Here is an 18,132-nt window from a genome sequence, read left to right as displayed (position 1 = left end):
GCGGGCGCCGCGCCGTCCCGCACTAGGCTGGGCCGCATGCCAGACCCCACGACGGCCGGTCCCGTGGACCGTCGCGAGACCTCGCCAGGAGGGGCGCCGGGCCAGGCGCTCAAGGCACCCACGCTCGACGAGGTCGCCCTCCGGGCGGGTGTCTCGCGCTCCGTTGCGTCCCGCGCGATGAACAACGCGCGCAACGTGAGCCCGGCGAAGCGTGCGGCGGTCGCCCGGGCGGCGACCGAGCTCGGCTACGTCCCGAACGCGACCGCCCGGGCCCTGGCGACGAGCACGGGCGGGTCGGTGGTCCTCGCGGTCTCTCACGACGACCCGGCGCTGTTCGGCGACCCGTTCTTCTCGCAGGTGCTCGTCGGCGTGGCGGCGGCGCTGGACAGGTCGGAGCTGGACCTGACGCTCATGCTCGCGTCCTCCGAGCGCGGTCAGGCCCGGCTCGAGCGGCTGCTGCGCTCGCGGCGCTCCGACGGCGTGATGCTCATGGCCCTGCGCGGGGACGACCCGCTGAACCGGCTCGCGGCGGCGACCGAGCTGCCGGTGGTGCTCGGCGGCCGGCCGCTGCACGGCGAGGCCCGCTGGTACGTCGACGTGGACAACCGGGGCGGTGCCCGCCTCGCCACCGAGCACCTGCTCGCTTCTGGGTGTCGGCGCGTCGCCACGATCACCGGCCCGATGGACCTGCAGGCGTCGGTCGCCCGGTACGAGGGGTTCGCCGACGCCATGGCGGTGGCGCGCCTGGGCTCGGACTGGTTGGGCTCGGACTGGGTCGAGCACGCCGACTTCAGCTTCGAGGGCGGCGCCCAGGCGATGACCCGGCTCCTCGCCGCGCACCCCGACGTCGACGGCGTCTTCGCCGCCTCGGACAACATGGCGGCCGGCGCCGTACGCGCCCTCAAGGCGGCCGGGCGCCGCGTCCCCGAGGACGTCGCGGTGGTCGGCTTCGACGACCTGGACGTCGCGCGGCACACGGAGCCGGCGCTCACCACGGTCAGCCAGCCGATCCGTGGTCTCGGTCAGGAGATGGCCACGATGCTGGTGCGCCTGATCGGTGGTGAGTCGCCGACGCCGGTGATCCTGCCGACGCGCCTGGTCGTACGGGGCTCGGCGCCGGGCTGACGGCGCCGAGCCCCGGACGGTGTCGCACGGTCGGTGTCGCGGTCAGTACTGCGTGTACCGGACCCAGTCGTAGGTAGCGGTGCGCTGTCCGGTGTAGTTGAACGGCCCGAGCCAGCCGTCGACGCCGGTCCCCGGCCACAGGTTCATCATGATGCGCTGCGGGCGGGTCGGCAGCGGGCCCCGCGACCCGTTCTCCTGGTGGACGAGGCGGCCGTCGACGAACCAGTTGATCGTGCCGCCGCGCCACCACTCGATGGCGTAGTCGTGGTAGCCGGCCGCGGCGTCGAAGCCGAGGTTGATGACCGACTCGTGACCGCCGACCCCGTTCGTGAAGTAGTTGGTCTGCATCTGCCACGTGTTCTTGCCGAGGATCTCCACGTCGATCTCGTCCCACGGCTGGCCGTCGCTCGGCCCGGTGTAGGTGAAGAACGAGGTGACGATCCCGGACCCGGACGCCGCCTTCATCCGGACCTCGAAGCGCCCGTAGGAGTACAGCTCGTTGCTGCGGTACTCCCCGGAGGCGTACGGCTTGCCCGAGCAGCCGCCCGGGCACGGGGTGTTGTTCAGGTTCAGGCCCATGACGCCGCCGCTGTGCCAGACGTGGTCGGCGCGCCAGCCGGCGTTGAACATGCCGCCGTTGCTCCACCCGTCGGCCTTGTTCCAGCGCCCGGTGTTGTAGGAGTCGAGGTTGTCGGTGAAGCTGCCGCCGACGGCGGCGGCCGGGGGCGTCAGCCCCGGCGTCGCCGAGAACCCGAGCAGGAGGCCCAGGGCCAAGGCCGGAGCCAGGCCCAGAAGCCGGCGGCGTGTGGTGGAGCGGTGCTGCGTCGTCGTTGATCGCATGGGTACCTCCATCGGTACTGGTAGCGGGTTGGTGTGTCTGCCTGATAGCTGGCTGATGGCGGCCGTCAGGGGTGGCGCAGCGGCGGCTGGGCGAACTCGATCAGCTCACGTGCCTGCTCGGGGAACCACTGCCCGGCGGGCGGGTCGACCATGCCGCGCTCGGGGTCCTGAGGCCCGCCGAGGCCGCGGAAGCACTCGCCGTCGGACTCGCCGGGGATCTTGATCCACAGGAAGGCGTCGACGAGCTCGTTGCCGGTGTTCGCCGTCGGCCGCAGGCCCAGGCCGCGGTCCGGCGGGTTGCACCAGGTCTCGGCGTCGGGGTAGACGCCGGCTGGCGCGGCCCAGGCGCCCCGGCCGTTGCGGCTGGTGTCGACGACGAAGTGCGTGGTGGGCTCGACGTCGCCGAGCGCGGCGTCGTACCGCGAGTCGATGCCCGCGGTGTTCAGCGCGGGGTCCGCGGCGGTCGGGCTCCAGATGCCCTGGTTGGACAGCGTCACGCCGGTCCAGCCGTTCGCCGGGCCACCGCTCCAGTACTGGTTGCCGCAGTTCGCGTAGTCGCCGGGTGCCACCTGCGTGGCGTAGGCGATGCACCGGGAGATCCAGGTGCCGTACGCGACGCTGTTCTCCGTGAACTCGTAGTTGGACACGTTCAGGAAGAACCCGTCAGCGCGCTGGACGCCGGCCTTGACGAGGCGGTCGGCGGCCTCACCCACGTTCAGCCAGGACGTGTTCGTGCCGTCGAGGTACACGACGGCGTTCGGCTGCTGCTTCAGCCGGTCGACCGCGTAGTTGAGCATCTCGAAGCGCTCCGCGGCGGCGTCCCGGCCGGTGGTCTCGGGGTCGTACTCCGGCGGCCGGCACCGTTCGAGCTGCCCGTCCAGCGTGGTGTACCAGGGGATGACGCCAAGCCCGTCCGGCTCCAGGACGACGGCGACCTCCTCGCGCCCGATGCCGGCCGCGAAGCCGTCGATCCACGCCTTGTACTCCTCGACGCCGAGGGCACCGCCGGCCGAGTAGAGCGCGCAGTCGCGGAACGGGATGTTGTACGCGACCAGCACGGGCACCTTGGTGCCCGTGCGCTTGACGAGCTTGCGGACGTCCCGCTCCACCTCGGCGGGGCTGCCGTCCGTGAACCAGGTGGAGCTGGCGATCTTGCTGAGCAGCAGTGCGTCCCGCCTGGCCTGGCCGCGCAGCTCGTGCGCGGCCTCCTTCGTGGAGCTGTGGGGGTCGTTGAAGATCGTGGTCCCGGGGGCCAGGACGTCGTTGCTCGCCCAGGCAGGGCTGCCGCCGAGCAGGCCGGCGCCGAGCGCGCACACGGTCAGCGCGGCCATGAGCCGGCGCCGAGGGGTCGGTCGTGTCATGCGGGGTCTCCCGAGGTCTCTGCGAACGCGTCATTGCGTGTTCGTCGCGGTGCTGCACGGGGTGTGCACAGGAACTGGAAGATTATGGAAGCGCTCCCAGCCGCACCATCGTCCGGGGCGGCGGCCGACCGTGTCAAGATCCCTGGCGCCGCGATTCCACCGCCCACGGAAACCCGAGGGTTCGGTCCTTCGCCCGGCGCGAGCCCCCGCCGGGAAACAGCGGTGCGGCCGGCGGGGAGGACCCGCCGACCGCACCATGTTCAGCATCGTGCTGGGCACCGCGCTCGGTGCCCGTGCGCCGCTAGCCGGCGGCATCCTCCGTGAAGAGCCGGGGGAGGAAGTCGATGAGCGACTTCTGCCAGACGTCCCAGCTGTGCGGACCCGGGACGATGGGCGCGAACTCGTGGTTGATCCCGCGGCTCTCCATGGCCGCGATGAGCTGCAACGTCGCGCCGTAGGTGAAGTCCTGCACGTCACCCGAGTAGACGCGCAGCAGCTTCGTGCCCTCGTTGATGGCCTCGACGTCCGCGGTGGCCGGCGGCGCGCCGAACGCCGACATGGCGCCGATGTAGCCGAACTCGCCCGGGTGCGCCCAGAGCGTGCTGAGCGTGTGGCCCGAACCCATCGACAGACCCGCCAGAGCGCGCTGGTCACCCTGGGAGCTGATGTTGAACTGTTCCTCGGCGGCCGGCACGATGCGCGTCGTGATCTCGGTGGGGAAGTTCACGCCGTTGCCGTTGGCCATGACGACCACCATCGGCACGATGTCGCCCCGCAGGTAGTGGTTGTCCAGGATGCGCTGGACGTACCCCACCTCGACCCAGTCGGTCCACGTCTGCCCGCCGCCGTGCTGCAGGTAGAAGGCGGGGTACTCCGTGGCACGGTCCGCATCGTAGTCCGGGGGCGTCCACACGTACGCCGAACGCTGCTCGCCGCCGCCCGCGGTGCTCGTGTACTTCATGACGCTGACGTCGCCGCGCGCCTCCTCGGGCACCTGGGCCGTGTACCGGCCGCGGAGCGTGTCGCCCTCGACGGTGAACGTGCTCCACGTCGGCTCCGAGAACACCTTCGTGGGGTTGCCGGCGTCCTTGCGGTCCACGCCGTCGACCACGAACTTGTAGTAGTACGACCCGCCCTCGACGGCCAGCGAGAGCCGCCACGAGCCGTCGTCCTGCTTGACCATGTGGGTGCGCGGCCAGCTTCCGGCCGGGCCGAAGTTGCCCCAGACGTTGATGTTGTTCGCGTCGGCGAACTCGGGGCCGAGCTCGAAGGTGACGACGCCGTTCTCGTCGATCCACGGCGTCGGCGTCGTGCCCGCCGGCGGCAGCTCGTGCCGCACGAACGGCAGGTGGCCCTCGCTCGGGCCCTCGTCGTCGACCTCCTGGAAGATGCGCCCGGCGAAGTCGTGCAGGCTCTTCTGCCACGTGTCCCACGTGCCGCCCGTCTCCGGATCCGACCCGTCGGACTGGAACTCCACGCCCGCCCTCGTCAGCGTGTCGGCCAGCGCGACCGTGTCGTTGTACGCGGGGTCGGTGACGTTGCCCGCGTACAGGCGGACGATGTCGGTCGCGTCGTTGAGCTGCTTGGCCTTGCCCCGCGAGATCCTCTTGTCGTAGCCGCCCGAGAACGAGGCGACGCCGCCGAACTCGCGCGGCTTGGCGACCACGGCGTCCAACGCCAGCTCCGCACCGCGGCCGATCCCGGCGATCGCGCGGCCCGGCCCCTCGTCGGAGACGTTGAACGCACGCTCGACGGCGGGCAGCAGCTCCTTGGCCACGCCGGCGGGGCCTGGTGCGTCGGCGTCGCCCATGACGACGACCATCGGCTCGGCGTCGCCGTCGAGCGTGAGGTTGTCCATGATCTGGCCGAGCCGGCCCAGCTCCACCCACTCGCGGTAGTTCTGCCCGCCGTCCTGCAGCAGGTACAGCACCGGGTACTGCTCCGCGCGATCGGCGTCGTAGCCCGGGGGCGTCCACACGAGCGCCTCCTTCTCGCGCAGTCCCGTGCCGTACTCCAGCGTCTCGAGCTCACCGCCGCCGGCGACGTCGGCGAGCCACTCCGCGCCCGGTCCGGGGACGAACAGGGTGCTGTAGGTGGGCTTCGACGTCACCTCCTGGGGCGCGTCGGGGTTACGGAACGCGACCGCGTCCTGGTTCGCGGCGGGGCGTGCGGCGTACTGGTAGTAGTACAGACCGGGCTCCAGCGGTCCGAGCGTGGCGGTCAGGTTCGACCCGCTGGTCCCCATGTTGAGGTCGGTCCACGCCTTCCCGGGGCCGAAGTTCCCCTGCACCGCGACGGGGCCGTTCTCGATCCCGGTCGCCTCGGTCACCGCGGCGCGGGGCACCGTGAAGCGGTACACGTCCGAGACCGGGTTGTTCGGCACCTCACCCACCCACGGGTCGGCGCTGACCGCTTGCGCGGCAGCGGGTGGCGCGCCGAGCAACGCCCCCGCCACCACCGCGGTCGCGGCGGCTGCCCCGAGCGTCTGCCGTGCTCGTCGAACCGGGCGGGCCGGCCTTGCCTGAGATTCCCTGCTCCTTGAGATACCCCTTGAGATCCCCATCGACCTGCCTCTCGTTCAGACTTCGATGTCTTCGGCTACGAGGACCGGCACCACGCCGTGAACCTTCGATTCGAAGGCGTGCTCCCTCGCACGACGACGATCCGGCCCGGCTGGACTTTAACGTTAAATATAAGGCGCGACAAGGGGTCGCCCTCGATCAGATCGGAGCAGTCGGTGTCGCTCCCCGGACCGGTGCGCCGAGCCCGTCACCCGCGTGAAACAATCCGAACATGCTGCGTTGGTTGACATCGGGTGAGTCGCACGGCCCTGCTCTCGTGGGCGTGATGGAGGGTCTGCCCGCGGGCGTGGAGCTGACCACGTCGGACATCCAGGCCGCGCTCGCGCGCCGCCGCCTCGGCTACGGGCGCGGTGCTCGCATGAAGTTCGAGCAGGACGAGGTGCGCGTGCTCGGCGGCCTGCGCCACGGCCGCACGCAGGGCGGACCGCTGGCCATCGAGATCGCCAACACCGAGTGGCCCAAGTGGACCGACGTCATGTCCCCCGACCCGGTGCCCCCGGAGGCCCTGCTGGTCGACGCCGGGACGGGTGACGAGCGCGAGGTGGCCCGCAACCGCCCGCTGACGCGCCCGCGCCCCGGCCACGCCGACCTGGTCGGCATGCGCAAGTACGGCTTCGAGGACGCGCGGCCCGTGCTGGAGCGCGCCTCGGCCCGCGAGACGGCCGCGCGCGTCGCGCTCGGCGTCGCCGCCGCGAAGTTCTTGGAGCAGGCCCTCGGCGTCCGCCTCGTGGCGCACGTCGTCGCCATCGGCGAGGTGGGCGTGCCGGACGACGCCGCGCTGCCGACCCCGGACGACGTCGCCGCGCTGGACACCGACCCGGTGCGCTGCCTGGACGCCGCGTCGTCGAAGCTCATGGTCGAGGAGATCGACCTGGCCAAGAAGGACGGCGACACCCTCGGCGGTGTGGTCGAGGTGCTCGCCTACGGCGTGCCGTCGGGCCTGGGCACCTACGTGCAGGGCGACCGCAGGCTCGATGCGCGCCTGGCCGCCGCCCTCATGGGCATCCAGGCGATCAAGGGGGTCGAGGTCGGCGACGGCTTCCGCACCGCCCGCCGCCGCGGCAGCGCCGCCCACGACGAGATCGTGCGGGAGGCGGGAGCCGACGGCGCCGCAGGGCCGGGCCGGATCCGCCGTACCACCAACCGCGCGGGTGGCATCGAGGGCGGCATGTCGAACGGCGAGATCGTGCGCGTGCGCGCCGCGATGAAGCCGATCTCGACGGTGCCCCGCGCGCTGCCGACCGTCGACACCGCCACGGGCGAGCCCGTCACGGCCCACCACCAGCGGTCGGACGTGTGCGCGGTGCCGCCCGCCGCCGTCGTCGCCGAGGCGATGGTCGCCCTGACGCTGGCCGAGGCGGCGGTCGAGAAGTTCGGCGGCGACTCCGTCGCCGAGGTGCGCCGCAACGTCGAGTCCTACGTCGCCGCCATCCCGGAGCTGCTGCGGTGAGCGCGGCGACCGTCCCCGCGAACGGCCCCGTCGCCGTCATGATCGGGCCGCCCGGGTCCGGCAAGTCCAAGGTGGGCCGCATCCTCGCAGCCGGCCTGGCCGTCACGGTCCGGGACACCGACGCCGACATCGAGGCGGCGGCGGGCAAGCCGGTCAGCGACATCTTCGTGGACGACGGCGAACCCCGGTTCCGCGAGCTCGAGTCCGCCGCCGTGCTCACGGCCCTCGCCGAGCACGACGGTGTGCTGTCGCTCGGCGGCGGCGCCGTCATGAACGCCACCACGCAGGAGGCGCTCGAGAAGTACGCGGCGGGCGGCGGCAACGTCGTCTTCCTGGACGTGCCGCTGGCGATCGCCGCCCAGCGGGTGGGCATGAACCAGGCCCGGCCGCTGCTGCTCGGCAACCCGCGCGCGCAGTGGCAGAAGCTGATGAACGAGCGCCGACCCACCTACGAGCGGCTCGCCACGCTGACCATCCTGTCGAGCGAGCGGCCCGGCGAGCAGGTGGCCGCCGAGATCGTCGAGGCCCTTGGCCTGGAGCTGAAGGTGGCCGAGCTGGTGGACCCGAAGCACAGCGAGGACGAGAGCGGCGGTTCCGTCGCGAGCGGCGGCTCGACCGGGAGCGGCCGGTCGAGCGAGAGCAGCAAGGAGAGCACCAGGTGAGCACCCACAGCGCCCCGACCCGGGTCACCGTCCAGGGTGAGGCGCCCTACGACGTCGTCATCGGCCGCCACCTGCTGGGCGAGCTGCCCGCGCTGGTCGGCAAAGCGGCCAAGGTCATGGTGATCCACCCGGCGGCGCTCTCGGCCACGGCGGACGCGATCGCGGAGGACCTGAAGGCGTCGGGCTACGAGGCGTTCGTAGCCGAGGTGCCGGACGCGGAGGCGGCGAAGACGCCGCAGGTCGCTGCGTTCCTGTGGGGGTTGCTGGGCCAGCTCGACTTCACGCGGTCGGACGCGATAGTGGGCGTCGGCGGCGGTGCCACCACGGACCTGGCGGGCTTCGTCGCCGCGACCTGGCTGCGCGGGATCCGCGTGGTGCACGTGCCGACCACCCTGCTCGCGATGGTCGACGCCGCCGTGGGCGGCAAGACGGGCATCAACACCTCCGAGGGCAAGAACCTCGTGGGCTCGTTCCACCCGCCGGCTGGCGTGCTGTGCGACCTGGCGGCGCTGGCCTCGCTCGACAAGTGGGACCTCGTGGCGGGCCTGGCCGAGGTGGTCAAGACGGGCTTCATCGCGGACCCGGCGATCCTCGACCTGGTCGAGGCGCACGTCGACGAGCTGCGGAACTGGGCCGGCACGGACGCCACCGACGAGACGTGGGCCGTGGTGGCGGAGCTCGTCGAGCGGTCGGTGCGGGTCAAGGCCCGGGTGGTGGGCGAGGACCTCAAGGAGGCCGGCCTGCGCGAGATCCTGAACTACGGGCACACGCTGGGCCACGCGATCGAGCTGGCCGAGCGGTACCAATGGCGGCACGGCGCAGCGGTGAGCGTGGGCATGGTCTTCGCGGCGGAGCTCGCCCGGATGGCGGGCAAGCTGCCCGACGACGTCGCCGACCGGCACCGCACCCTGCTGTCTTCGCTCGGGCTGCCGGTGCACTACCGGGGCGACCGCTGGGACCAGCTCCTGTCCGCGATGCGCCGCGACAAGAAGGCGCGCGGCGACCTGCTGCGGTTCGTGGTGCTGGACGACGTCGCAAAGCCCGTACGCCTGGAGGGCCCCGACCCGACCCTGCTGGCCGCCGCCTACGCGGAGGTCTCCAAGGAGCCCCCGACCAAGGGACCTGGTACTCCGGTCACGTTGACCCTGGGCTGAGTGGCACCCCGGTCACCATGGGCCTGGGCTGAGCGGGCCCTGGCGGCCGGGCCACGTCGAGGTTCGGCGGGGGCCGCCGGGGTCGGCAGTTGGCATCGAGATCGGCTCAGGCCTGGACCGATCTCGATGCCAACTGCCGACCTCGAAGGGGGAGGGCCAGCTAGGTGCCGATCTCGGGGGGGCAGCGTGGTTCGCGCGGCGGCAGGCCGGCGCTCCTCAGCCCTCAGTTCCCAAGCCCAGGGCTCGGTTCCCAAGCCCAAGGCTCAGGCCCCAAGCCCAGGGCTCAGGCCCAGAGGCCGCGTTCCGTCAGCACGTCCTTGAGCAGGTCGGCGCGGTCCGTGACCAAGCCGTCGACGCCGGCCTCGATGAGCCGGGTCATCTCGTCCGGCTCGTTGACGGTCCAGACGTGCACCTTCTTGCCGAGCGCGTGCGCGGCGTCGATCGAGGCCGGGCTCACCACGGTGACGGAGCCCTCGCGCACCGGCACCTGCAGCGCGTCGACGTCGCGCAGGGCACGCCGCGCCAGGGGGCGCACGCGCAGCCGGACTCCGGCGAGGAAGGCGGCGATCTCCCGGCGTCCGGCCGACGTCGCGACCGGGCGGGACAGCTTGGCCAGGGTGGCGCGCCGCCGGGCGTGGTCGAACGAGGTGACGCACACGCGATCCCACGACGAGGTCTTCTCGATGGCCCTGGCCACCGGCCCGACGCCAGAGCCGTGCTTGACGTCGATGTTCACGCGCAGGTCGGGCCAGCCGCCGAGCACGTCCTCCAGGAGCGGCACCGGCTCGACGCCGCCGATGCGCGCCTCGCCCACCTCGGACCAGGGGAGCTCGGCCACCAGGCCGGTGCCGTCGGTGGTGCGGTCGAGGGACTCGTCGTGCAGCGCGACGGCCACGCCGTCGATGGTCCCGTGGGCGTCCGTCTCCACGTACCGGTAGCCGAGGTCGACGGCGGCGCCGAACGCCGCCAGCGAGTTCTCCAGGCCCTCGGTGCCGGCAGAGGCGTGCGCGAACCCGCGGTGGGCGAGGGCCTGGAAGGGCCCCTCGAAGTAGGTCACTGGCTGTTCCCCGTCTGCAATGTCGTCTGGGTGATGTTGTCTGCGTGAGGTCGTGGGTGATGTCGTCCGGGTGATGACGGCCGGACGGCGCCGGCTGGATGATGTCGGCCACGTGCCGCCCGCTACGCGGTGTCCCGGGCGCCGGCCAGGGCCTCCACCTGGCCGTCCGTCCATTTCAGCATGCCGCGCAGGTAGTCCTCGCGCGGCCCGTCGTCCGACAGCGACAGGTCGTGCACGCCGCCCGGCACCACGAGCTCCGTGACGTCGCGGCCGAGGCCCGGCCCGAGGGCGGCCATGTGCCGTACGTCGAGCACCGTGTCCTGGGCGTCGAGCAGCGGGTTGTCGAGCGAGTCGGGGCCGGACGAGTCGGACCGCGCGAGCAGCACGGGGCACGCGATCTCCAGCCCGCGGGCCACACGCGCCTGCCCGCGTCGCACCGCGACGAACCAGCCGACCCGGCCCGGCAGGCCCTCCGGACGCTTGAGCGTGGTGTCGAACTCCCACCGTCCGCCGTTGGCGGCCAGCAGGTGCTCGGCATACCGGGACGGGCCGTCGCTGATGATCGCGGTCGCGGCCAGGTGGCCCACGGAGTCCAGCACGCGCGTCCCGACCGTGCGCTGCCAGTGCGGGGCCCGCAGGTCGAGGAACGGCGAGTTGAGCACCAGCGCGTCGGGTCCGGCGTCGGCCCCGGCGGCGTTGCGGTGGGCGTGCGCCCACAGCGACGTGGTGAGCCCGCCGGTCGAGTGGGCGTGCAGCACGAGCGGCAGCCCCGGCTCCAGCGCGCGCACGGCCCGGGCGGCCGCGGCGACGTCGGTCGCCTGCTCGCGCAGGTCCGTCACGAAGTGCGGGAGCTGGCCGGGCCGCAGCGACCGCCCGGCGGCCCGGAGGTCGACGGCGTAGAACGCGTACCCGGCCGCGGCGAAGGCGCGGGCCAGGTGCTCCTGGAAGAAGTAGTCGTTGTACCCGTGCACGTGGACGACGGCGGCGCGCGGCGCCGGCAGGCCGGACGGGTGCGGGTACCGTACGAGGGTGGCCGGCCCGAGCGGCGCCTCCTGGAACGGTTCGCCGAGGAGGTGGTCGGTGCGCCAGAGGAGGCTGACCTGCGACGCCGGATCCCGGGTGTCGGGCGGGTATCCCGTGAGCTGTCCAAGCCGTTCTGAATCCCCGTGCACCGCCTCCGTCTCGCCCATGCCAGAACTGTAGAGCGATGCGCGTGCATAGGTCGTGTTGCCTCCGTGTGCACGAGTGGAATCCGCGTGGATTTCCGCATCGAGCTGGCAGCCGGATGGCGACCCGGTCTGGGGGTGCTGAGCCCGACCGGCCCGATCGCCGGCCTGCTCCACCAGGCGTGCCGTGACCTGCCCTTCAACGGCGGGCGTTACGTGGGTGGTCCTTCGCGCGGCGTTCATTGCCGCGCCGGTAGTTGCCGGTCCAACGCGCCATGACTTCCTGCGGATCGTCCCGCTCGACCTCGGCCAGGAACGCCGCCGCCCGGCCGCCACGTACCGTCGTCGCGCCGCGGCCCCGGTGTGTAATGAGCACCGAGCCGTCCGAGCGGATCGTGTAGTTGAAACCCTCAGGGCCAGCCATGTCGGGCATTGTGGCATTCCTTGGCGTAGGCGCGGCACGGATTTCGCGCAGGACGCCGCGTGCCTGCATTGAGGTCGAGCGCGGCTGCCCCCAAACCGACCGGACACCACTGGCCGACGCAGCCCTCGGCGCCCTGAACGGCGCTCTCGGCAACCGGACCACCTCATGGTCTGGGCCCACAGACCCACGGGCCGCTCACCCAGGGGTCGGCAACCCCTGGTTCCGTGCTTCCTGGCCACGGGACATTGGCAGGGTGAATCCGACCGAGGAGGTCCCATGACCAAGTCCGTGCCGTTCCGGCGGGCCGCTGCCGCCGTGATCGTCCTGTCTCTCGTCGGCCTGGCGGGCGGGACAGCACTGGTGGTGGCATCGGCGTCGTCCGGCCAGTCGTCGAGCCAGTCCGCCGGCCCTTCCTCCGGCGCGGCGTCGTCCGGCGAGGCGCGGCCCGGCGGGCAGTCGTCGGGCGCGCCGTCGTCCAAGGCGAGCGCGCGCGTGCCGGACCTCACCGCCGTCCCCGAGGAGATCGCCACCGACATCCAGATGCCGTGGGGTCTTGCCTTCCTGCCCGACGGCGACGCCCTGACCACCGAACGCCAGACGGGCCGCGTGCTGCGCATCGGACCGGGGCAGGAGCCGGAGCACATCCGCACCATCCCCGACGTGTACCTCCCGGGCGGCGACGGCGGGCTGCTCGGCCTGGACCTCTCCCCGCGGTTCGCCCGGGACCGGCTGGTGTACGTGTTCTACACGGCCGTCGGCGGCGAGTCCCGGATCGCCCGGTTCGAGCTGGGCTCCGACGAACCGATCGAGATCATCCTGACCTTCACCCGCGGCGAGAACCACAGCGGCGGACGCCTCAAGTTCGGCCCGGACGGCATGCTGTACGTGACCGTCGGCGACGGCCGCAACGGCGAGAACGCGCAGGACCTGGACAACCTCAACGGCAAGATCCTGCGGGTCACCCCGATCGGCCGCCCGGCGCCGGGCAACCCGTTCCCCGGCTCGCCCGTCTGGAGCTACGGCCACCGCAACCCCGAGGGTCTCGCCTGGGACGCCAGGGGCCGCATGTACTCCGCCGAGTTCGGCGAGGACGCCTTCGACGAGATCAACCTCATCCGGCCCGGCCGCAACTACGGCTGGCCCTTGGTGGAGGGCGCCGGCGACACCGACGGCGGCCGCCTCACCAACCCGCTGATCACCTTCCCCACCGCCGTCGGCCCCTCGGGCATCGCGATCTCCGGCGGCACGCTCTACCTGGCGGGCCTGACCGGCCAGGCGTTGTTCACCATGCCGCTGGTCAACGGCCGCATCGGCGAGCCGACGGAGCACCTCCCCGGGGTCTGGGGCCGCATCCGGACCGTGGAGATCGCCTCCGACGGCGCCCTCTGGGTCACCACGTCCAACCACCCGCGTCAGCCCCGCGAGGGCGACGACCGCGTCCTGCGGTTCCCCGCCCACTGACCGAAGGTCCGCGGTTCGGACGGCGCCCGCCGCTTCGACGACACGCGGGCGATGGCGATGGCGCGGAATCACCCCGGGCCGTCGCCGGACGTGGCGATGCTTCGCGAGGCGACGGGTGACTGCGTCGGTGTCGGCGACGGCGGGTGCTTCGCCGCCTCGTCGTCGCTGGGAGCCGGTGCCGGGTTCGGCTTCGGCTTCGACGGGACCGACTCGGACGAGGTCGGCGACGGGGAGGGCGCCGACGGGGTGGCCGAGGGCTCCTGGCCGGGCTTCGACGGCGAGGGCTTCGGCGACGATGAGGGCGAGGGCGACGGGGAAGCCGAGGGCTCCTGGCCGGGCTCCGACGGCGAAGGTTTCGGCGAGGGCTTCGGATCCGGAGTCGGCCCGGTCGTGGGCGCGGTCGGCTTCGGCGCGGGTTGGCTCGGTGTCGGTGTCGGTGTCGGTGTCGGTGTCGGTGTCGGTGTCGGTGTCGGCTTGGGCGCTGGGTCGCTCGGCTTCGGCGTGGGCTTGGCCGGCTCACGCGGACCATCACCCGGCCGGTCCGCCGGCTTCGTCCCCGCCGTCGGCCCTTCAGGTCGCTGACGCACCCCGCCGGACGCCGGACCCTGCTCCGGATCCGGCGCGGGCTCCGCCGCGTGCCGCGCACCCGCGACCCCGGACGAGCCCGCCCGCCCGCCCCAGGCCCACGGGCCGACGTCGGCGGCGTAGACCGCGTGGTCGGGGACCGGACCCGCCCCGAAGAACTCGAAGTGCCACGGCTCGGGCTTCGCGCCGCCGGGCCGCGCCCACGGCGGGTTGTCCCACCCGTAGTCCGTGCCGTGCACCCGCAGCCACCGGTACTCCCTGGACATGCCGCCGGCGATCGGGGCACCCAGGTCCACGGCCAGGCCCCAGCCGTGGTTTGACGTGCCGGGGATCGCCGCAAGGTGCGGCTTGGTGCCGGCGAGGGCGACCTGCTGGACGTAGGGCCGGTAGGAGTCGGTGACGGGGATCGGGTACCCGAACTCCCGCTCGAACTCGTCGTTGACCGTGGTCAGCCGCTCCGCCGCGTCGCAGCGCAGCAGGTGCCCCGGCGCGAACGCCAGCGGGCACAGCACCGCGGCCGGGATCCGGCCGTTGGCGTAGCCGAGCGTCGAGCCGGCGAACGCCGTCACCACGTCGAGCAGGCTCTCGCGCAGCGAGAAGTGCCGGGGCTCCTCGGCGTCCGGTTCTTCGGTCGCCGCCGGGTCCAGGTCCGGGCCGTGCTCCCGCTCCCGTCCTTGCTGCTCCCTTCGCTCCGGGACGACGGCGAAGGCCTGGCCGGCACCCACCGGGAGGGCCTCGGCGGGCCCGCCCGGCGCATCCTCGGTCGCCGCATCGAGCTGGATCGCCGGACCGCCGTCGGTAGCGGGAGCGGGCCCGGCGGGGACGCTCGGTGCCGCGGCGAACAGCAGGCCGCCTGCGGTCACGGTGGCGACGGCACCCGCCCACGCCGTGCGGGACAACCTGCGCCGGCTCGGTCGGCAGAGCCGCGAGACGAGCTGCTTCGACTGGTCCTTCACCCATCGCCCCTTCGGTCGGTGCGTGCCGGGCGGTGCGCGGTGCATGCACCCCGGTCAACAAGCAGTAAAAGCAGTATCACGAGTCGGCGCGGCGTACCCGGCGAGATCGCCGACGTCTGACTCTCGGGGCCCGCCGTGGGCGGGATGGCCGCGCGACGGCCCACGGGCACTGGTCAGCGCGGGGCGGTGCGCGGCGGCGCAGGCGTTGGGCGGCCGGACGTCTTCGCAGGCGGCGGACGTCGATCGACCCCGCCGCCACCCCGGAGCGGGTGAAAAAGCCCCCGGAGTTGATGACTCGGTTGGTGATTTCTTGGGTTCCGACTGGTGATCGGGCGCGAAGCGGATGGCATTGATTACGCCGTACTAGTCGATGCGGACCGTTCGGTTCGCGAGCGAGAGGACAGCACATGCGCGTACGAAGGCCAACGACGACGACCCGTGGCAGGTTCGCTCTCCGCCGGTTCAGACGTGGTCCGGCGGTCCTGATGACGTTGAGCCTGATCGGGGCCGGCCTGGTCGCCACGTCGCTGACGTCCGCCCCACCGAGCGCGGTCGCGGCGCCGGGCAACCCGGGCGTGCCGGGCGACCCGCTGGTCCTCTTCGTCGAGGACTTCGAGAACCGGGCGGCCAACTCGAACGTGCTCCTGACCGACTACACGGGCGCGAGCGGCACCACCTACGCGGCCGATCCGTTCTGGGTGGACCGCAACGCCTGCAACGGCTTCATCGTCAACCACGGCAGCCCACGCGTGCCGGGGGACTGCAACGGTACGTTCGGCGACCCTGCGGGCGCGGGTATCTACAACAGCCTGATGTCCCTGCCGTACGCACTCGGCATGATCAACGGCACCGATCCGGCCGCCAACGCCGCGGCGTCGTCCTACACCTCGGGCAGCTCCGCGGACAACCAGGTCCAGTTCCGCACGGCCGCCCCGCTGACCCTCCCCACCGAAGGGAGGTTCGTGACGTTCTCCGTCGATGCGGTCGCGCAGAACTGCACCGCTCCCACCGACCCGGAGCTCCGGTTCTACCTCGTCAACGGCGCCGGGGAGGAAGTCCCGGTGTCGGAGACGGCGATCAACCCGTGCACCGACTCCCGGGCCACGCTGTACAACGCCCCCGCCCAGGACGGCACACCGCGCGACGTGATGGGCGGTCGGTTTCCCGCCGACGGCTCGACGCTCGTGACCGGCGGCTCGTTCGGCATCGTGATGCGCAACGAGAGCGGCGGCGGCGGAGGCAACGACGGGGCGTACGACAACATCCGTGTGCTGGACGTGACGCCGCAGCTCGACAAGGAGTTCAGCCCGACGTCGGTCGCCACCGGTGGCGTCTCCACCCTGACCCTGACGGTCACGAACACCAGCGAGCTGGGTTCGAAGAACGGCTGGTCGTTCACCGACAGCCTTCCGGACGGTCTGACGGTCGCCGACCCGCCCGCCACGGCCACCACCTGCCCGGCCGCCGTCGTGACGGCCGATGCCGGCGGCACGTCCGTGTCGGTGACCGGCAACCTGGACGTCGGGATGACCTCGTGCACCATCACGGTGAACGTGACCTCGGACCAGGCCGGGAGCTACACCAACGACGCCGACAACGTGTCGGCGATCGGCCTGGACTACCCAGGCACCTCCACCGTGACGTTCGGTGACGCGAGCCTCGAGCTCGTCAAGATCGCCGGCGAGCCCGTAGACGTCAACGGGAACGGCCTGACGGACGTCGGCGACACCATCGAGTACACCTTCGAGGTGACGAACACCGGCGACGTCGCGATCGACGGCGTGGCCGTCGACGACCCGAAGGTGGGCGCGGTCACCTGCGCGGCGACCTCCGTCGGGCCGGGCGAGACCGTCACCTGCGCGGCCGACGCGCCGTACGTCGTCACCGCGGAGGACGTCGAGGCCGGCTCGGCCGACAACTCCGCGACCGCGACGGGCACCCCGCCCGGCCTGACCACCCCGATCAGCTCCCCGCCGTCGGAGACCAGCACGCCAACGGAGGCGCCGGACCCGGCGCTGACGGTCGTGAAGTCGGCGTCGCCGTCCGGCGCGGAGGCGTACGAGGCGGGCCAGGTGATCGAGTACACGTTCGAGGTGACGAACACCGGCAACGTGCCGCTGAGCGACATCACGATCGACGAGACCGAGTTCTCGGGCTCCGGGGAGCTGCCGGAAGCCACATGCCCTGACGAGGCGCTGGCCCCGGGCGGCTCGCTGACCTGCACCGCGAGCTACACGCTCACGCAGGCCGACGTCGACTCCGGTGAGCTGACCAACACGGCCACCGCGACCGGCACGCCGCCGGGCGGCACCCCGCCGCCGACGTCGCCGCCGTCGACCGTCGAGATCCCGAACGTCCCGGCGCCCGGGATCGAGGTGGTCAAGACGTCCGACACGGACGAGATCTCCGAGGTGGGCCAGCAGGTCACCTACAGCTTCGAGGCGACCAACACCGGCAACGTCACGCTCAGTGACATCACCATCGACGACACCGACTTCTCCGGCTCCGGTGAGCTGTCGGCGGTCGAGTGCCCCGACGAGGCCGCCAGCCTCGCGCCCGGGCAGTCGGTGACGTGCACCGCCACCTACGAGGTCACGCAGGCCGACCTCGACTCGGGTGAGCTGACCAACACGGCCACCGCCACCGGCACCCCGCCGGGCGGCACCCCGCCGCCGACGTCGCCGCCGTCGACCGTGGAGGTGCCCGCGGCCCCCGACCCCTCGATCGAGGTGGTCAAGACCTCGGACACGGAGGAGATCACCAGGGCCGGGCAGCAGGTGACCTACACCTTCGAGGTGACCAACACCGGCAACGTGCCGCTGACCGACGTGACGGTCGAGGAGGGTAAGTTCTCCGGCTCGGGCGACCTGCCGGAGCCGACGTGCCCCGAGGGCCCGCTCGCGCCGGACGCCTCGATCACCTGCACCGCCACCTACGTGGTCACCCGGGCGGACGTCGAGACGGGTGAGCTGACCAACACGGCCACCGCGACCGGTACGCCGCCGGACGGCACCCCGCCGCCGACGTCGCCGCCGTCGACCGCGAAGATCCCGGTCGAGCCGGTGCCGGACGCCCCGGATGCCCCGGATGCCCCGGACGCTCCTGACGCGCCGGAGCCGGACCGGGCCGACGGTCCGGGCGGGGTGCTGGCCTCGACCGGCGCCACGATCGGGTGGGCCGCCGGCCTCGGGACGCTGCTCGTGCTGCTCGGCGCCACTGCGCTGATCTTCACCCGCTGGCGCCGGCTCAGCTAGGTCGGACGGCCTTTCGCCCCGCCGAACGGTCGGCGGGGCGAAAGGCCCTGGCAGC

Annotated in this window: 13 protein-coding genes; 6 read left to right on the top strand and 7 right to left on the bottom strand. The window is 72.5% G+C overall.

What is annotated here, in order from left to right; all coding sequences use genetic code 11:
* Positions 1–36: 36 nt before the first annotated feature.
* The gene (locus AC0QU1_RS12920) at positions 37–1,125 is read left to right on the top strand and encodes a LacI family DNA-binding transcriptional regulator (RefSeq protein WP_483569755.1); all 1,089 of its coding nucleotides are present in this window, start codon (positions 37–39) and stop codon (positions 1,123–1,125) included.
* A gap of 42 nt (positions 1,126–1,167) precedes the next feature.
* Here the strand turns inward: AC0QU1_RS12920 and bglS are convergent, their stop codons facing one another.
* The 3 genes from bglS to AC0QU1_RS12905 all read right to left on the bottom strand — a co-directional run bounded on the left by bglS (position 1,168) and on the right by AC0QU1_RS12905 (position 5,709).
* Complete coding sequence (gene bglS, locus AC0QU1_RS12915; protein ID WP_483569754.1) at positions 1,168–1,965, bottom strand: beta-glucanase; 798 nt, start codon at positions 1,963–1,965, stop codon at positions 1,168–1,170.
* A gap of 65 nt (positions 1,966–2,030) precedes the next feature.
* A complete protein-coding gene (locus tag AC0QU1_RS12910; RefSeq protein WP_483569753.1) occupies positions 2,031–3,326 on the bottom strand; it encodes a glycoside hydrolase family 6 protein in 1,296 nt (431 codons plus the stop codon).
* Between the two features lie 301 nt (positions 3,327–3,627).
* The gene (locus AC0QU1_RS12905) at positions 3,628–5,709 is read right to left on the bottom strand and encodes an alpha/beta hydrolase-fold protein (RefSeq protein WP_483569752.1); all 2,082 of its coding nucleotides are present in this window, start codon (positions 5,707–5,709) and stop codon (positions 3,628–3,630) included.
* Positions 5,710–6,119: 410 nt separating this feature from the next.
* Between AC0QU1_RS12905 and aroC the strand changes: the two genes are divergently transcribed.
* From aroC to aroB, 3 genes are read left to right on the top strand one after another with little or no spacing between them, the layout of a single operon-like run.
* Positions 6,120–7,358 carry a chorismate synthase gene (gene aroC, locus AC0QU1_RS12900; protein WP_483569751.1) on the top strand — a complete coding sequence of 413 codons (1,239 nt, stop codon included), beginning with the start codon at positions 6,120–6,122 and terminating at the stop codon, positions 7,356–7,358.
* Positions 7,355–8,020: a shikimate kinase gene (locus AC0QU1_RS12895; protein WP_483569750.1), complete on the top strand. Its 666-nt coding sequence runs from the start codon at positions 7,355–7,357 to the stop codon at positions 8,018–8,020. The genes aroC and AC0QU1_RS12895 overlap by 4 nt, the downstream gene beginning before the upstream one ends.
* The gene (aroB, locus tag AC0QU1_RS12890) at positions 8,017–9,174 is read left to right on the top strand and encodes a 3-dehydroquinate synthase (protein ID WP_483569749.1); all 1,158 of its coding nucleotides are present in this window, start codon (positions 8,017–8,019) and stop codon (positions 9,172–9,174) included. Before AC0QU1_RS12895 ends, aroB begins: the two co-directional genes overlap by 4 nt.
* A 283-nt stretch (positions 9,175–9,457) precedes the next feature.
* On the opposite strand, the gene AC0QU1_RS12885 is transcribed toward aroB, so the two are convergent.
* From AC0QU1_RS12885 to AC0QU1_RS12875, 3 genes are all read right to left on the bottom strand, one after another.
* Positions 9,458–10,231: a glycerophosphodiester phosphodiesterase family protein gene (locus AC0QU1_RS12885; RefSeq protein ID WP_483569748.1), complete on the bottom strand. Its 774-nt coding sequence runs from the start codon at positions 10,229–10,231 to the stop codon at positions 9,458–9,460.
* A gap of 122 nt (positions 10,232–10,353) precedes the next feature.
* On the bottom strand, positions 10,354–11,421 hold the full coding sequence (locus AC0QU1_RS12880; protein WP_483569747.1) for an alpha/beta fold hydrolase: 1,068 nt from the start codon (positions 11,419–11,421) through the stop codon (positions 10,354–10,356).
* 175 nt (positions 11,422–11,596) lie between these two features.
* The gene (locus tag AC0QU1_RS12875) at positions 11,597–11,821 is read right to left on the bottom strand and encodes a hypothetical protein (RefSeq protein ID WP_483616527.1); all 225 of its coding nucleotides are present in this window, start codon (positions 11,819–11,821) and stop codon (positions 11,597–11,599) included.
* Between the two features lie 276 nt (positions 11,822–12,097).
* Between AC0QU1_RS12875 and AC0QU1_RS12870 the strand changes: the two genes are divergently transcribed.
* On the top strand, positions 12,098–13,282 hold the full coding sequence (locus AC0QU1_RS12870) for a PQQ-dependent sugar dehydrogenase (RefSeq protein ID WP_483569745.1): 1,185 nt from the start codon (positions 12,098–12,100) through the stop codon (positions 13,280–13,282).
* 68 nt (positions 13,283–13,350) lie between these two features.
* On the opposite strand, the gene AC0QU1_RS12865 is transcribed toward AC0QU1_RS12870, so the two are convergent.
* Positions 13,351–14,823 carry a M15 family metallopeptidase gene (locus AC0QU1_RS12865; RefSeq protein WP_483569744.1) on the bottom strand — a complete coding sequence of 491 codons (1,473 nt, stop codon included), beginning with the start codon at positions 14,821–14,823 and terminating at the stop codon, positions 13,351–13,353.
* 485 nt (positions 14,824–15,308) lie between these two features.
* Between AC0QU1_RS12865 and AC0QU1_RS12860 the strand changes: the two genes are divergently transcribed.
* Positions 15,309–18,077 (top strand): DUF7507 domain-containing protein, encoded by a 2,769-nt coding sequence (locus AC0QU1_RS12860; protein WP_483569743.1) that lies wholly within the window; start codon positions 15,309–15,311, stop codon positions 18,075–18,077.
* Positions 18,078–18,132: the final 55 nt, after the last annotated feature.

Source organism: Promicromonospora noduliphila (assembly GCF_056951025.1).
Note: the sequence above shows the minus strand (reverse complement) of the source record. Positions and strands in the feature narration are given on the sequence as shown.

Coding starts and splice junctions, on each gene's coding strand:
- AC0QU1_RS12920 (WP_483569755.1), top strand. CDS start 37: ATGCCAGACCCCACGACGGCCGGTCCCGTGGACCGTCGCGAGACCTCG.
- AC0QU1_RS12870 (WP_483569745.1), top strand. CDS start 12,098: ATGACCAAGTCCGTGCCGTTCCGGCGGGCCGCTGCCGCCGTGATCGTC.
- AC0QU1_RS12880 (WP_483569747.1), bottom strand. CDS start 11,421: ATGGGCGAGACGGAGGCGGTGCACGGGGATTCAGAACGGCTTGGACAG.
- bglS (WP_483569754.1), bottom strand. CDS start 1,965: ATGCGATCAACGACGACGCAGCACCGCTCCACCACACGCCGCCGGCTT.
- AC0QU1_RS12875 (WP_483616527.1), bottom strand. CDS start 11,821: ATGGCTGGCCCTGAGGGTTTCAACTACACGATCCGCTCGGACGGCTCG.
- aroC (WP_483569751.1), top strand. CDS start 6,120: ATGCTGCGTTGGTTGACATCGGGTGAGTCGCACGGCCCTGCTCTCGTG.
- AC0QU1_RS12910 (WP_483569753.1), bottom strand. CDS start 3,326: ATGACACGACCGACCCCTCGGCGCCGGCTCATGGCCGCGCTGACCGTG.
- AC0QU1_RS12860 (WP_483569743.1), top strand. CDS start 15,309: ATGACGTTGAGCCTGATCGGGGCCGGCCTGGTCGCCACGTCGCTGACG.